We start from the raw sequence: 13,073 nt of genomic DNA on the forward strand, positions 1-13,073 counted from the left end.
AATGAATTTAACTAAACTACGCCGTCAATTTCCGGCATTAATGCAACAAGTTGCTGGTAAGTCACCTATATTTTTAGATGGCCCGGGTGGTTCGCAAGTACCGCAATCAGTGCTTAGTGCAATGTCGGCTTACTTAGGTTATTACAACTCTAACTTAGGCGGCGCGTTTTTCTCAAGCGATAAAACCGTTGAGCTAATGGCTAATGCGCGCCAAGCAGCGGCTGATTTATTAAATGCCCCTTCTCGCGATCAAATCGTATTTGGCGCGAATATGACCAGTTTAACATTTAGCTTTAGCCGCGCAATTTCACGTGAATGGCAAGCGGGTGATGAAATCATCGTGACCAATGCTGACCACTTTTCAAATGTATCGTCGTGGCAACAAGCAGCACAAGATAAAGGCGTGAAAGTTAATGCAGCACGTATCAATGAAGCGGATTGCAGCCTAGATTTAGCACATTTTGCCAGCTTACTAAATACCAACACCAAGCTTGTAGCTGTAACTTACGCATCAAATACCACTGGGTCTATTAACGATATTCAACGTATTGTTGCGATGGCTCATGAAGTGGGTGCATTGGTTTATGTTGACGCTGTGCATTATGCACCGCATGAATTGGTTGACGTGCAAGCGCTAGATTGTGATTTTTTAGCGTGTTCTGCGTATAAGTTTTTTGGCCCGCATTTAGGCATGGTCTATGGTAAGCGTGAGCACCTTGAGGGGTTTACACCTTACAAGGTTGAACCTGCTAAGGATATTATTCCAGGGCGCTGGGAAACCGGCACGCAAAGCTTTGAAGCACTCGCAGGTTTAATTGCTGCGGTTGATTATATTGCTGACATTAGTGAGCTTGATGATAGTTATTCACGCCGCGAAAAATTAGCTTCGGCTTTTGTTAAGACTAAACAACATGAAATGGCACTAAGTGAGCACTTCCTAACACGTTTGGTCAATTATCCTAAAATCAAGCTGTTTGGTATTGATGATTTAGAACGTTTATCAGAGCGCACACCTACTTTCGCTCTGACATTTGAAGGGCTTGAGCCGCGCCAAGTGTCTGAGTTTTTAAGTAAACAGCATATCTGCGTGTGGGATGGTAACTTTTACGCTCAGGGCTTGTGTGAGCAATTAGGTGTTTTAGACAAAGGCGGTGTAGTTCGCATCGGTTGTATGCATTACAACACTATTGAAGAGCTTGATCAGCTGTTTGATTTGTTTGATCAATTATTTTAGAGCTATAAGTTATAAGCTGTAAGTTTTAAGCGACCAGAGTGCTTGGTAAGCCAAAAATCTAAATTGAGTAGATTTTTGGCTTACCGCTTACCGTTCGTTTAGCTCTGCGGAGTCCCGTATATTTGCTCTGCACGGTTAAACATCACCCATGAAGTCAAAATATACTTATCGTTAGAGATGGGCTTGTTGCCACGGTGAGTATGGGTAAAATAGCCCGGAGCAATGACCATGGTCCCTTTTTTTGGTGAAATTTTACGTTGTTGATAGTAAAACTCAGTCTCGCCACCTTCTTCAACATCGTTCAGGTAAAACATAAAGAGTAACACTCGGTGCAGCGCTTCGTTATGCCCAGCCTGTGGGTAAACTTCACTATGCCAATAAGGGTAGCCGCCTTTGTTTGTCTCGTATTTTTGCGCTTGAATATTGCCCAGGCGAAAAATCTGCTGCACTAATAAAGGCAGTTGAGGTTTGCCAATTTCATCAAAGTTAGCTTGCGTTAAATCGGTCGGCACGCCTGTTTTTGGGTGATACACTTTTAGTCCAAATGCACCAATCATCATGAAAATATGTTCTTCAAGGTATTTAAATACATAGCCTGCAGTGGTCTGCTGAATGTGTTTTAGTTGTTCTGAATATTCAGGATAATTATATAAATGTAGATCTTGGCTGTCTTTTTTAGCTAAATCTACACCGCCTGAAGTCATACCTTGTTTTAGATGCGGGCTTTGTTCAAAGAGCGTGATAAAATTATCACAAAATTCATTGCTTAGGGCGTTATCGTAAACGCGAATAAAGTCCGTCATGAGCTGCCTTTATTGGAATTATTATGTTTGTAGAAAAAATTACACCGCGCTTTAGCGAAACCGATGTACTAGGACACATCAACAATACCGTACTACCGGTATGGTTTGAAGCTGCTCGAGCGCCTATTTTCAAATTTTTTACACCAGATCTGAATCCTCACGAATGGAAATTGATCATAGCTAAAGTAGAAGTAAGTTTTGTCGGTGAGCTTTTTTATGGTCACGACGTTGAAGTTAAATCCACAATTGAGCATATTGGTTCAAGCTCTTTTGTTATTCGCCAAGAGGCTTATCAACAAGGGCAATGTTGTGCTGTAGGCAAAACCGTAATGGTGCGTTATGACTTTGAAAGTAAGTGTTCTGTCGCGCTATCAAAAGCTGAAAAAGATGCTTTGTCAGCGCATTTAGTCATGAGTGAACAGCTTTAAGACCTCTAGTTAGTGAGTCTCCAAGCAGGTACTGTTTACAGATCTCGAATGTTTTTAGAAGACAATACACTGCAACTTGTCAGTGATTAAGATAGAATGCCATCCCATTATTCTGATGATGCTTTTGGGTTACTAAATTCATGCTGTTGATGATCGATAATTATGACTCGTTCACTTATAACTTGGTGCAATACTTTCAACGCCTAGATCAAGAAGTGTTGGTAAAGCGTAATGATGAGTTAACAATATCGCAGATAAAACAATTAAAGCCGCAGCATGTTGTTATTTCACCAGGACCATGTTCGCCGAATGAGGCGGGTATATCGCTCGATGTGGTGAAACAATTAAAAGGTGTTTTTCCTGTGCTAGGTATTTGCCTTGGGCACCAAACCATTGCCCAAGCATTAGGTGCAAATGTTGTGCGCGCAAAACAGGTTATGCATGGTAAAACATCACCGGTATATCATCGTGAGCAAGGTGTTTTTAAAGGCTTAGCACAGCCGTTAACTGTATGTCGCTACCACTCATTGGTTGTTGAGCCACAAGGGTTACCCGCTGAACTTGATATAACAGCATGGACACAAACACAAACAGGTGACTTTGAGTATATAATGGGGCTTGCGCACAAAGAGCTTGCTTTAGAAGGGGTGCAGTTTCATCCTGAAGCAATATTAACAGAACAAGGGCTTGAATTACTTGCCAACTTTTTAACTCGGTTCTAGGCTTAGGGTTAATTTACCGTTCTCCGCTTATTTATTAAAGAAAAGATTAAATGACAGACATCAAGCGCCAACAGATCACAGCCAATGTTTTAGAGCAACGAGCACATGACTTATTGCTTGGTCATAACTTTGCGCAACGTCAAATTGGTTATATTCATACGCTTGAGATCAATTACGGTGAGCCGATAAAGCAGCGTACATTACTTGAAGTAGAAATGGCGGCGCATACGAAACGTAAAGAGACGAGCACAGCACACCATAAGTACCGCGCGCAGGCTAGCCAGCAGCTACACAATGCAATTGAAGCTGCAATGAAAAAACAGCTTGCTGATATAGACAGTGTATTACATGAAACAATTGGTATTGAAGATAATGTGCCTGCTATTTTAGATATCTTGTCTGTTAAGTCTGCGTCTGTCGGTCGTTTGGAGCCCCTTGTAAACGATTTGAGTTGGTTAGGGCGCGAGCTCGTCACTTTCGTAAACTTACCCTACTATCGCAAACAGCGTAATAAGCACACCTCAGTTAAGGTCGACAGTCCTTCACTTGCATTACGATACATAGGCCTTGATAACTTAAAGTTTGTGGTGCCAACATTTGCTGTTCGCCATTGGATGCCGCATAGCACAGAGCCTTTCCCATTACTTAAACGTCGCCTGCGTGATAATTCAATGGCATGTGCAATTGCCGCACAAGAAATTGCAAAATTAAATGGCGTTAATGAAATTCATGCCTTTACGCTCGGGATGTTATTAGATGTTGGCAAAATAGCATTGGTTCGCTTGTATTTGCGTACATTTGAATTAGTTTGGCGTCGTAAAGTCACTTTAGCCAGAGAAGAACAACATAAAGACTTACATACAGCACTGCTAGAATTAAAGCCAGATCCTTTGTTTTTGAGTACGTTACTCAGCGAGCAATCATTAAAAATAACAGCAAAGGTAATTGAAAAAATGGCATTTCGCTATTTGCCTTTTAACTATGTGATGGAGCAATTGACTACAGGGCTTGCAAAAGGCGATTCACTGTTGCCTTTAACAGCGGTAATGCAAAAAGCGCGCTGTTACTCGCAGTATGTTACGCTTACAGAGCACCAATTGGTTGAAAGCGATGAGGCACAGCGGTGGTTTGAGTATATAGACTTTTCTAAAGCTGAGTTGCAGCATTTAGAGAAGGTTAATTTACAGAACTTCCATATTAAATTAGATTGATCACACCCTACGATTGACCACGTTAATGCAAAGCCAGCCTGGCTTTGGCTCTGCTATCGGTAATTGTGCCTATATGATTGCAGCAGTTCTGAACGTAATCATGCAATATTTTTATTTTTACAGACTAAAACTCAACTAATTATAAAATAATTGTTAATTTTTTTGCGACTATTCATTCATCATTCAGTCCATTCTTTCTCCACTATTTCAATGTGACAGACTCCTGCAGTGAGTTACAGAGCGGCTTGATGCTCTAAAAAAGAAACAAGCGCTCACTGCAAATAGTTATTCACTATCTATGAAATAATATCTCAATCCCTTTATTTACAAGGGTTTCATGAAAGTTTTATAAGAGACAATAGCGTTAAACTCTGAAATAATGGTTACCTGAAAATTGAACCAGAGAGTCTTCTTTTAAATTTAGGCTATGCTGATTTGCATCATTGAACATGTGGTGAAGTTTATAATCTAGCGGCTTTGTACTCTCTGCGATATCACAATTAAGAGGAATTAAAATGACAGTCAATCGCGAATTATTTGATCAAGTAATGGTACCTAACTACGCACCTTCAAGCGTAATTCCTGTTCGTGGCGAAGGTTCGCGCGTATGGGATCAGCAAGACCGTGAGTATATCGACTTTGCTGGTGGTATTGCCGTTAACTGTCTGGGTCACTGCCACCCTGCATTAGTCAATGCATTAAAAGAGCAAGGTGAAAAAATTTGGCATTTATCAAATGTTATGACCAATGAACCAGCACTTCGCTTAGCTAAAAAGCTAGTTGATGCAACATTCGCTGATAAAGTTTATTTTGCCAATTCAGGCGCAGAAGCAAATGAAGCGGCGCTTAAATTAGCGCGTCGTTTAGCACTTGAAGAATTCGGTGCTGAAAAATCACAAATCATTGCATTTAATAAAGGCTTCCACGGCCGTACATTCTTTACTGTTACTGTGGGTGGTCAAGCGGCTTACTCAGATGGCTTTGGTCCTAAGCCTGGCGATATTGTACATTGTGATTACAATGACTTAGCTGCATTTGAAGCACTTATCTCAGATAAAACATGCGCCGTAATGATGGAACCTCTACAAGGTGAAGGCGGTATCATCTCACCAACAGACGAGTTCGCAAAAGGTGTTCGTGAGTTATGCGACAAACACAATGCGCTACTTATTTTCGATGAAGTGCAAACAGGCGTTGGCCGTACGGGTGAACTATATGCATATCAAGGTTTAGGCGTAACGCCAGATATCCTTACATCAGCTAAAGCGTTAGGTGGTGGTTTCCCAATTGGTGCAATGCTGACGACGACTGAAATAGCTAAACACCTTAAAATTGGTACGCATGGCTCTACATACGGTGGTAACCCACTCGCATGTGCTGTAGGTGAAGCGGCTTTTGATACAGTTAATACACCAGAGGTTCTTGCTGGCGTTAAAGAAAAAGAGGCGTTATTCCGTGAGTTATTAACCGCAATCAATGACAAGTACAACGTGTTCTCTGAAGTACGTGGTCAAGGCTTGTTGATTGGTGCTGTAGTTAACGAACAGTTTAAAGGCCGCGCGAAAGAGTTTTTAGTTGCTGGTATCAATGAAGGTGTTATGTCATTAGTTGCAGGCGCTGACGTTGTTCGCTTTACTCCTTCTCTTGTAATACCAGAAGCAGATATTCGCGAAGGTATGGCACGTTTTGAAAAAGCAGTTGCTAAAGTTGTGAACGGTTAATTACCCGTCTCATCTTATTTAGGGCAAGTAGAAAGCTTGCCCTGACATTCTAATTTACCGTTATATATAAGGGAGCAAGCGGACTCATGATGATCCTTCGCCCAATCCAGCAATGTGATTACCCAGCTTTATTGAAAATAGCCCACGAATCGGGCCATGGCTTTACGTCTTTACCGAATAACGAAGCGTTATTACAAAAGAAAATAGACCATTCATTAAGCTCATTCGCAAAAAGTGCATCTCACCCGGGTGATGAAGGTTACTTGTTTGTTCTTGAAGATAGCGAAACAGGTGAAGTCGTCGGAACTTCGGCTATTGAAGCCGCTGTAGGTTTAGATGATGCATTTTACCATTATCATTTAAGTAAAGTGATTCACTCATCACGTACGCTTGATGTATACAAAGCGGTTGATATTTTAACGCTCTGTAACGATTACACCGGCGCTACTGAATTGTGCACGTTATTTTTGAAAGATGGTTACCGTAAAAATAATAACGGTAAACTGCTGTCAAAAGCACGCTTTATGTTTATAAAACAACATCAGCAGCGTTTCGCTGAAACAGTTATTGCAGAAATGCGTGGTGTATCGAATGAAAATGGTGATAGCCCATTTTGGCAATGGCTCGAAGAGCACTTTTTCTCAATGGATTTCCCAACGGCAGATTACCTAACTGGCATTGGCCAAAAAGTGTTTATTGCTGAACTAATGCCTAAATACCCAATTTACGTGAACCTGTTAAGTAAAGGTGCACAAGAAGTGATTGGCAAAGTCCATAACAATACACGCCCAGCAATTGAGTTATTAAAAAGTGAAGGCTTCACCTTTAATGGCTACGTTGATATTTTTGATGCGGGCCCGACTGTTGAAGCGAAAGTAGGTAATATTGCGACTATTCGTAATGCCAAAAACTTTACCGTAAAAATTGGTGAAAACAGCGGTGATACGCCAGTAATGCTAGCGAATGATAAATTAAATGACTTTAGAGCAACTGTCGCACAGTTAAACTTCGATGCGACAAGTGCAGAGCTTACATTGCCACAAGCAATGGCAGACGCACTTCATTTACAAGCGGGCGATACCGTTACCGCAACAAGCTTATAATTTAGGAGAAAGTATATGACTCATCCTGCACAATTTATTAATGGTCAATGGTCACAAGGCCAAGGCGATTCATTTAATTCAGTAAACCCTGCAAATAACGACGTTATATGGCAAGCGAACTCGGCATCTGCTGAGCAAGTAGATGTTGCTGTTAACTCAGCGCGTGAAGCTTTTTACAGCTGGGCAGACAAATCATTCGAAGAGCGTTTAGCGATTGTTAAAACGTTTGCAGCAACGCTTAAAGAACATAGCGAAGAACTTGCTGTAGCGATTGCACAAGAGACAGGTAAGCCATTATGGGAAACCCGTACAGAAGCGGGTGCCATGGTAGGAAAAATCGCTATTTCTGAAAAGGCTTTTTTAGATCGCACCGGTGACGTTGAAAACCCAATGCCACAAGGTCGCGCGATGATCCGTCACAAGCCACACGGTGTTGTTGCTGTATTTGGCCCTTATAACTTCCCAGGACATTTACCTAACGGTCATATTGTTCCTGCTCTTTTAGCCGGTAACACAGTGGTATTTAAACCATCAGAGTTAACGCCTATGGTAGCTGAGCTAACGCTTAAGCTATGGGAAAAAGCAGGTTTACCAGCTGGGGTTATTAACCTTGTGCAAGGTGAAGTTGAAACAGGTAAAGCACTCGCTGCACATAAAGAGATTGATGGCTTGTTTTTCACCGGTTCATCACGCACTGGCCATATTTTACATGAACAGTTTGCAGGCCAGCCAGGTAAAATTCTCGCATTAGAAATGGGTGGTAATAACCCGCTTATCATTACTGATGTGGCAGACACAAAAGCGGCGATCCACGATATTTTGCAATCTGCATTTATTTCAAGTGGTCAACGCTGTACGTGTGCTCGTAAATTATTTTTACCAGCAGGCGAGCAAGGTGACGCAATTCTTGCTGGTTTAATTTCCGCGACTAAGGCAATCAAAGTAGGTAACTACGATGATGCTGATCAACCATTTATGGGGTCGATGATTTCATCAGCTGCCGCTGCAGGTATGGCTAAAGCACAACAGCAACTCATTGAACTAGGTGCAGAAGTTTTAGTTGAGCTTACACACACTGAAAATACCGGTTTTGTAACACCTGGTATTTTAGAGTGTAGTAATGTTACTGACTTCCCAGATGATGAGCATTTTGGTCCTTTATTAAAAGTATTCCGCTTTACAGACTTTGATAGCGCAATTGATAAAGCAAACGACACTAGTTTTGGCTTGTCGGCTGGTTTACTAAGTGATAACGCAGCTGATTATGATCACTTCTTACGTCGCATTCGCGCGGGTATTGTTAACTGGAACCGTCCAATAACAGGTGCATCAAGCGCAGCCCCATTTGGTGGTATTGGAGCGTCAGGTAATCATAGAGCAAGTGCATATTATGCGGCAGATTACTGCGCATACCCAGTTGCTTCTGTCGAACTTGAAAAAGTCGCGATGCCAGCAACATTGAGCCCAGGTCTAAAAATTGACTAATATTGTGCTCTAGTTTGGTACTAAATAATTAAAAAAGCAGCTTCGGCTGCTTTTTTTGTATTGGTTGCTGGGCAAAGGTAGCAATTAAAAGCGCTTTCTGCTTAAATCATTAGAGTCCCAATAATTTTATTACAGGTGTTTTAATTATGGTTTTAGATAGGCAAGGGTATGATGATCTCATCATGTATCTTACTCAAAATTTAGCGTTATTTGAGAAGCCCGGCGAAATAAAACCTGGCGCTCCTACGATAATGGAGTTAATTGAAGACGATATCGCTGAAAACGTTATGTTGTTATGCGAGCAACACAGTGAGCTTTCAACAGAGCAACGCGGCATGATAGTACGTGAGGTTGATGGCATTGTTTATGATTTACAAGAAGTGCTCAGCAGTGTTACTAGCAAACAGGTGACCATAGAGCAGCATGCCTTTATTGATGAGTTTGCCGGATTAGTGAAGAATTTATTTGATAATGCTGTTGCTGAAGGGGCTTAAATAAGCTGATTATCGCTTTTTATTGCATCTATTTGTGACTTGCATACAATCAAGAAAACAATTTTTTAGAGTAGAAAAATGCAAGCAAATGTAAAATGGGTTGAAGGCGATACGTTTATTGGTCTTTCAAATTCTGGTCATAATGTAGTATTTGATGCCGGCAGTGACAGCGCAGCACCAAGTCCAATGGAAATGGTATTAATGTCTGTTGGCTGTTGTTCATCTGTAGATGTGGTAAGCATTCTTAAAAAAGCTAAACAAAACTTCTCTGACGTTCAAGTGCAACTAAGCTCAGAACGTGCTGAGTCAGCTCCTCGTGTATTCACCAAGATTAACCTACACTTTGTTGTAACTGGCGATAACGTCTCTGAAAAGCACCTTGCACGTGCGGTGCAACTGTCTGCTGAAAAGTATTGTTCAGTTGCATTAATGCTTGATAAAACAGTAGAAATTACCCACAGTCACGAAGTTGTGCAACAACAGGTAAAATAACGCTTTTTCCCGTGGTGAAATTCGTATAAAATCCGCGAACTTTCATTCTGCAGTGGCAGATTTCACTAGTTTATAGGTTGGTTTATCATGAACAAACCCTTCGATAAAATTAAACTACATGGCTTTAATAACTTAACCAAAAGTTTAAGCTTTAGTATTTACGATATTTGCTACGCAAAGACCGAACAACAGCGTAAAGAATATATTGAATATATCGACGAACAGTATAATGCTGATCGACTAACCGATATTTTAGGTGAAGTGGTTGATATTATCGGCGCAAACATTCTGAATGTTTCTCGCCAAGATTATGATCCGCAAGGTGCCAGTGTCACAATATTGGTGTCTGAGGAGCCAATCGAGCAGCAGCAAACGTATGATGTTGACGAAACACCAGGGCCATTGCCTGACACTGTTGTTGCGCATTTAGACAAAAGCCATATCTGCGTTCACACGTATCCTGAAGCACATCCTGATGATGGTATTTGTACCTTCCGTGCTGATATAGAAGTATCTACGTGTGGCATTATCTCGCCACTAAAAGCATTGAACTTCTTAATTCACAGCTTGGATTCAGACGTGGTGACAATTGACTACCGTGTACGTGGTTTTACCCGTGATGTAGATGGCGTAAAACATTATATCGATCATGCGATTAATTCGATTCAGAATTACATGACTGAAGATACTAAAGAAGCGTATCAAATGATGGATGTGAACGTGTATCAAGAAAACTTGTTCCACACTAAGATGATGCTAAAAGAGACCGATTTAAATACTTATTTATTTGGTGTGTCTACAGATGACTTATCAGATGACGAAGAAGAAGAAATTCGTTCTAAGTTAACCCGTGAGATGCAAGAGATTTTCTACGGCCGTAACTTACCTGATACAGAATAAGCTCAGTTTTATTTTTAAAAAGGCGCATAACGAAAGTTGTGCGCCTTTTTTGTTTGTGCAAGATAGTGAGAGTAAAGTTAGTTTGAATAAAGTGCTCTCAGTGTCGGTGGTAAACTTGCCAGTAGACTTTAGCGCCTAATAAAAAGCAAATACCAACGTATAGCCAAACCGAGCTGGCGACTAATTGCCAAATATCAAGCTCAGTTGAGCGAATAAGTAAGGGTACTGCAATTAAAGCACGGGCTACGCATATCAATGCTATGGTTGATAAAGCCGCTGTGGTTAAAGGCATTTTTCGTATTGTGCTCGCAGCTGAGAGCGCATAGGCACCACAGGTAAATATAAGGCCAGCAACTATAATGGTAGCAACAGGCGCAAGGTAGGTGCCTTGCTGAGCTGACTCAATTAAGGCTTGCGGCGCCCTAGCAAAAGCATACCAGCTAGGCCCACCCCAAATACAGAGTAAGTGCCAGGTAGCCGCGGCAAATGCGATAACCCCTGCGCTGATTAACAGTCTCTCAGTATTATTTTTTTGCATTATCTAAATCTACTTTTATCATTCTATGGTTTCATCATCAGGAGGGGCGCCAGAATCTTCTTTACGCTTACGTTGTTCTTGTTTGGCTTTTTGAACATTCTCAAATTGCGGAGGCGGAATAGGGAATAACGAAATCAGTGGGAAGAACGATAAAAATAAAAATGCACCCCGCGACATGGTTTGACCCGAGGCCAGAATTTTTATTATGGCCCACACGATAATAAGTAACAGTAATGTGACCACAAGCCAATGTAGTAGTAATGTGCCAAGGCCAACCCTATCTAATAAATCCATTTGTTTTCAATATGGTCACTAATAAATAGTTAATGAGGGTTAATTGAACAATATCAAGTCAGTGAAACTCACTTGTTATTTGACTGCTATTGTCACCGCTTATATGCTGATAAAAAGCCATGATTAAGGTTGAATATGTCAGCAAAATTACCCCAATGTGTATTTAGAGCCGAGCAAGTACGCAGATACGAGCCTAGTGCAGCAGAGCAAAGCGCTGTGTCTATGTATACGCTGATGGAGCGTGCAGGGAAGGCAGTGTTTGAGCAGGTAATTAAACATTACCCACATGCGCAAAATTATGTCATTTTAGCTGGCGTTGGCAACAATGCTGGTGATGGCTATATTATTGCAAGCTTAGCAAAACAAGCTGGTAAACAGGTTACGGTGATTGCTGCATTACCAGATAAGCCTTTAACAGGAGATGCGCTAACAGCGCAAAAAGCGTGGTTGGCTGTTGGCGGTGAAATATCAAATTATGACCCGAAAACGATAAAAACTGCTGACATTATTATAGATGGATTACTGGGAACAGGCCTTAAAAGTGAGGTGCGAGAGCCATTTACTAAGCTAATAAAAACGGCCAACAATAGCCCTGCACCCATTGTTGCGATTGATTTACCTTCGGGCATTAATGCTGACACCGGGATTGTACAAGGTGTTGCTATTCAAGCTGAGTTTAGCGTTACTTTTGTTGGCATAAAGCAAGGCTTAGTGACGGGCGAGGGCAGAGCACACACTGGTAAATGTGAGTTTGCAGACTTAGGCGTTGGTCAAGCGTTTATCCAGTTGGCTACACCCAGCGCAGAGCTTATTAATTATGACGGCATTCAAGGCTTAACTAAGCGGCAGAACAACAGCCACAAAGCCAGTCATGGCAAGTTACTATGTGTTGGTGGTAATGCGGGCACTGCTGGGGCTATACGCTTAACAGGTGAGGCCGCGCTGCGCAGTGGTGCAGGTATGGTAAAAGTATACACTCATCCAGAGTCAGTCCTTGCAGTGAGTATTGGTCGGCCTGAGCTGATGGTCACCACGGCTGATTTAACTTCAGCACTCGAGTGGGCTACATGCATAGCCATTGGTCCAGGGCTTGGCCAAGACTCATGGGCTAAATCCACTTTTGAGGCGGTCATTCAACACTGTGTTGACCACAATAAAGCAATGGTTGTCGATGCCGATGCGTTAAATCTTATTGCTCAGCAATCAGCGCCAATTACACTGAAAAACACGGTATTCACCCCGCACCCAGGCGAAGCCGCACGGCTACTTGATTGTACCATTAATGATATAGAGTCAGACCGTTATCAAAGCGCACAAAAACTGGCAGAAACATATTTAACTACCTGTGTACTCAAAGGGGCGGGCAGCATCATCGCTGATGATTCTAATACGCGGGTATGCACAGATGGTAACCCCGCACTAGCCGTAGGCGGCAGCGGTGATGTACTCACAGGCATTATTGCAGGCCTGATTGCACAAGAGTTAACAACTGAGCAAGCTGCGTGTTTTGGTGTTACCTTGCATGCTAAAGCGGGCGATGTTTTAGCAAAGGCTGAAGGAGAGCGTGGAATGTTACCAAGTGATTTGTATATCGTTGTAAGGCAGCTGATGCAAAAATTGGCGAACAACGATAAATTTGTGAGGTGAG

At 41.8% G+C, this 13,073-nt stretch carries 14 protein-coding genes; 11 read left to right on the plus strand and 3 right to left on the minus strand.

The features are described from left to right. The first annotated feature begins 1 nt into the window (after position 1). On the plus strand, positions 2-1,234 hold the full coding sequence (locus C7Y70_RS11435; RefSeq protein ID WP_135475017.1) for a cysteine desulfurase-like protein: 1,233 nt from the start codon (positions 2-4) through the stop codon (positions 1,232-1,234). A 98-nt stretch (positions 1,235-1,332) separates the two neighbouring features. On the opposite strand, the gene C7Y70_RS11440 is transcribed toward C7Y70_RS11435, so the two are convergent. Beyond that, entirely contained in the window at positions 1,333-2,037 is a 705-nt protein-coding gene (locus tag C7Y70_RS11440) for a 2OG-Fe(II) oxygenase (RefSeq protein ID WP_099295448.1), read from the minus strand. Between the two features lie 23 nt (positions 2,038-2,060). Here C7Y70_RS11440 and C7Y70_RS11445 point away from each other — a divergent pair, with 23 nt between their 5' ends. The 9 genes from C7Y70_RS11445 (at position 2,061) to speD (ending at position 10,593) form a co-directional block, all read left to right on the plus strand. After that, complete coding sequence (locus tag C7Y70_RS11445) at positions 2,061-2,465, plus strand: thioesterase family protein (RefSeq protein WP_135475018.1); 405 nt, start codon at positions 2,061-2,063, stop codon at positions 2,463-2,465. Between the two features lie 140 nt (positions 2,466-2,605). Further along, entirely contained in the window at positions 2,606-3,187 is a 582-nt protein-coding gene (locus tag C7Y70_RS11450; RefSeq protein ID WP_135475019.1) for an aminodeoxychorismate/anthranilate synthase component II, read from the plus strand. A gap of 50 nt (positions 3,188-3,237) precedes the next feature. Next, positions 3,238-4,398 carry an HDOD domain-containing protein gene (locus tag C7Y70_RS11455; protein ID WP_135475020.1) on the plus strand — a complete coding sequence of 387 codons (1,161 nt, stop codon included), beginning with the start codon at positions 3,238-3,240 and terminating at the stop codon, positions 4,396-4,398. A gap of 515 nt (positions 4,399-4,913) precedes the next feature. Continuing rightward, the gene (locus C7Y70_RS11460; RefSeq protein ID WP_135475021.1) at positions 4,914-6,119 is read left to right on the plus strand and encodes an aspartate aminotransferase family protein; all 1,206 of its coding nucleotides are present in this window, start codon (positions 4,914-4,916) and stop codon (positions 6,117-6,119) included. A gap of 86 nt (positions 6,120-6,205) precedes the next feature. Further along, positions 6,206-7,222, plus strand: coding sequence for an arginine N-succinyltransferase (astA, locus tag C7Y70_RS11465; RefSeq protein WP_135475022.1), 1,017 nt, complete (start codon positions 6,206-6,208; stop codon positions 7,220-7,222). A gap of 15 nt (positions 7,223-7,237) precedes the next feature. After that, positions 7,238-8,707 carry a succinylglutamate-semialdehyde dehydrogenase gene (astD, locus tag C7Y70_RS11470; RefSeq protein WP_135475023.1) on the plus strand — a complete coding sequence of 490 codons (1,470 nt, stop codon included), beginning with the start codon at positions 7,238-7,240 and terminating at the stop codon, positions 8,705-8,707. A gap of 146 nt (positions 8,708-8,853) precedes the next feature. After that, positions 8,854-9,201: a DUF3802 family protein gene (locus tag C7Y70_RS11475; RefSeq protein ID WP_058560821.1), complete on the plus strand. Its 348-nt coding sequence runs from the start codon at positions 8,854-8,856 to the stop codon at positions 9,199-9,201. A gap of 78 nt (positions 9,202-9,279) precedes the next feature. Further along, positions 9,280-9,693: an OsmC family protein gene (locus C7Y70_RS11480; protein ID WP_099295441.1), complete on the plus strand. Its 414-nt coding sequence runs from the start codon at positions 9,280-9,282 to the stop codon at positions 9,691-9,693. Between the two features lie 87 nt (positions 9,694-9,780). Next, positions 9,781-10,593: an adenosylmethionine decarboxylase gene (gene speD / locus C7Y70_RS11485; RefSeq protein WP_058560823.1), complete on the plus strand. Its 813-nt coding sequence runs from the start codon at positions 9,781-9,783 to the stop codon at positions 10,591-10,593. A gap of 97 nt (positions 10,594-10,690) precedes the next feature. Here speD and C7Y70_RS11490 read toward each other — a convergent pair whose 3' ends face one another. After that, a complete protein-coding gene (locus C7Y70_RS11490) occupies positions 10,691-11,131 on the minus strand; it encodes a hypothetical protein (protein WP_135475024.1) in 441 nt (146 codons plus the stop codon). A gap of 18 nt (positions 11,132-11,149) precedes the next feature. Further along, positions 11,150-11,425 carry a hypothetical protein gene (locus tag C7Y70_RS11495; protein ID WP_135475025.1) on the minus strand — a complete coding sequence of 92 codons (276 nt, stop codon included), beginning with the start codon at positions 11,423-11,425 and terminating at the stop codon, positions 11,150-11,152. 135 nt (positions 11,426-11,560) lie between these two features. On the opposite strand from C7Y70_RS11495, the gene C7Y70_RS11500 reads away from it, so the two are divergent. Then, the gene (locus tag C7Y70_RS11500; RefSeq protein ID WP_135475026.1) at positions 11,561-13,072 is read left to right on the plus strand and encodes an NAD(P)H-hydrate dehydratase; all 1,512 of its coding nucleotides are present in this window, start codon (positions 11,561-11,563) and stop codon (positions 13,070-13,072) included. Position 13,073 lies beyond the last annotated feature (1 nt).

Source organism: Pseudoalteromonas sp. KS88 (genome assembly GCF_004766475.1).
In the GTDB taxonomy this organism is placed as follows: Bacteria; Pseudomonadota; Gammaproteobacteria; order Enterobacterales; family Alteromonadaceae; genus Pseudoalteromonas.

Coding starts and splice junctions, on each gene's coding strand:
- C7Y70_RS11435 (WP_135475017.1), top strand. CDS start 2: ATGAATTTAACTAAACTACGCCGTCAATTTCCGGCATTAATGCAACAA.
- C7Y70_RS11440 (WP_099295448.1), bottom strand. CDS start 2,037: ATGACGGACTTTATTCGCGTTTACGATAACGCCCTAAGCAATGAATTT.
- C7Y70_RS11445 (WP_135475018.1), top strand. CDS start 2,061: ATGTTTGTAGAAAAAATTACACCGCGCTTTAGCGAAACCGATGTACTA.
- C7Y70_RS11450 (WP_135475019.1), top strand. CDS start 2,606: ATGCTGTTGATGATCGATAATTATGACTCGTTCACTTATAACTTGGTG.
- C7Y70_RS11455 (WP_135475020.1), top strand. CDS start 3,238: ATGACAGACATCAAGCGCCAACAGATCACAGCCAATGTTTTAGAGCAA.
- C7Y70_RS11460 (WP_135475021.1), top strand. CDS start 4,914: ATGACAGTCAATCGCGAATTATTTGATCAAGTAATGGTACCTAACTAC.
- astA (WP_135475022.1), top strand. CDS start 6,206: ATGATGATCCTTCGCCCAATCCAGCAATGTGATTACCCAGCTTTATTG.
- astD (WP_135475023.1), top strand. CDS start 7,238: ATGACTCATCCTGCACAATTTATTAATGGTCAATGGTCACAAGGCCAA.
- C7Y70_RS11475 (WP_058560821.1), top strand. CDS start 8,854: ATGGTTTTAGATAGGCAAGGGTATGATGATCTCATCATGTATCTTACT.
- C7Y70_RS11480 (WP_099295441.1), top strand. CDS start 9,280: ATGCAAGCAAATGTAAAATGGGTTGAAGGCGATACGTTTATTGGTCTT.
- speD (WP_058560823.1), top strand. CDS start 9,781: ATGAACAAACCCTTCGATAAAATTAAACTACATGGCTTTAATAACTTA.
- C7Y70_RS11490 (WP_135475024.1), bottom strand. CDS start 11,131: ATGCAAAAAAATAATACTGAGAGACTGTTAATCAGCGCAGGGGTTATC.
- C7Y70_RS11495 (WP_135475025.1), bottom strand. CDS start 11,425: ATGGATTTATTAGATAGGGTTGGCCTTGGCACATTACTACTACATTGG.
- C7Y70_RS11500 (WP_135475026.1), top strand. CDS start 11,561: ATGTCAGCAAAATTACCCCAATGTGTATTTAGAGCCGAGCAAGTACGC.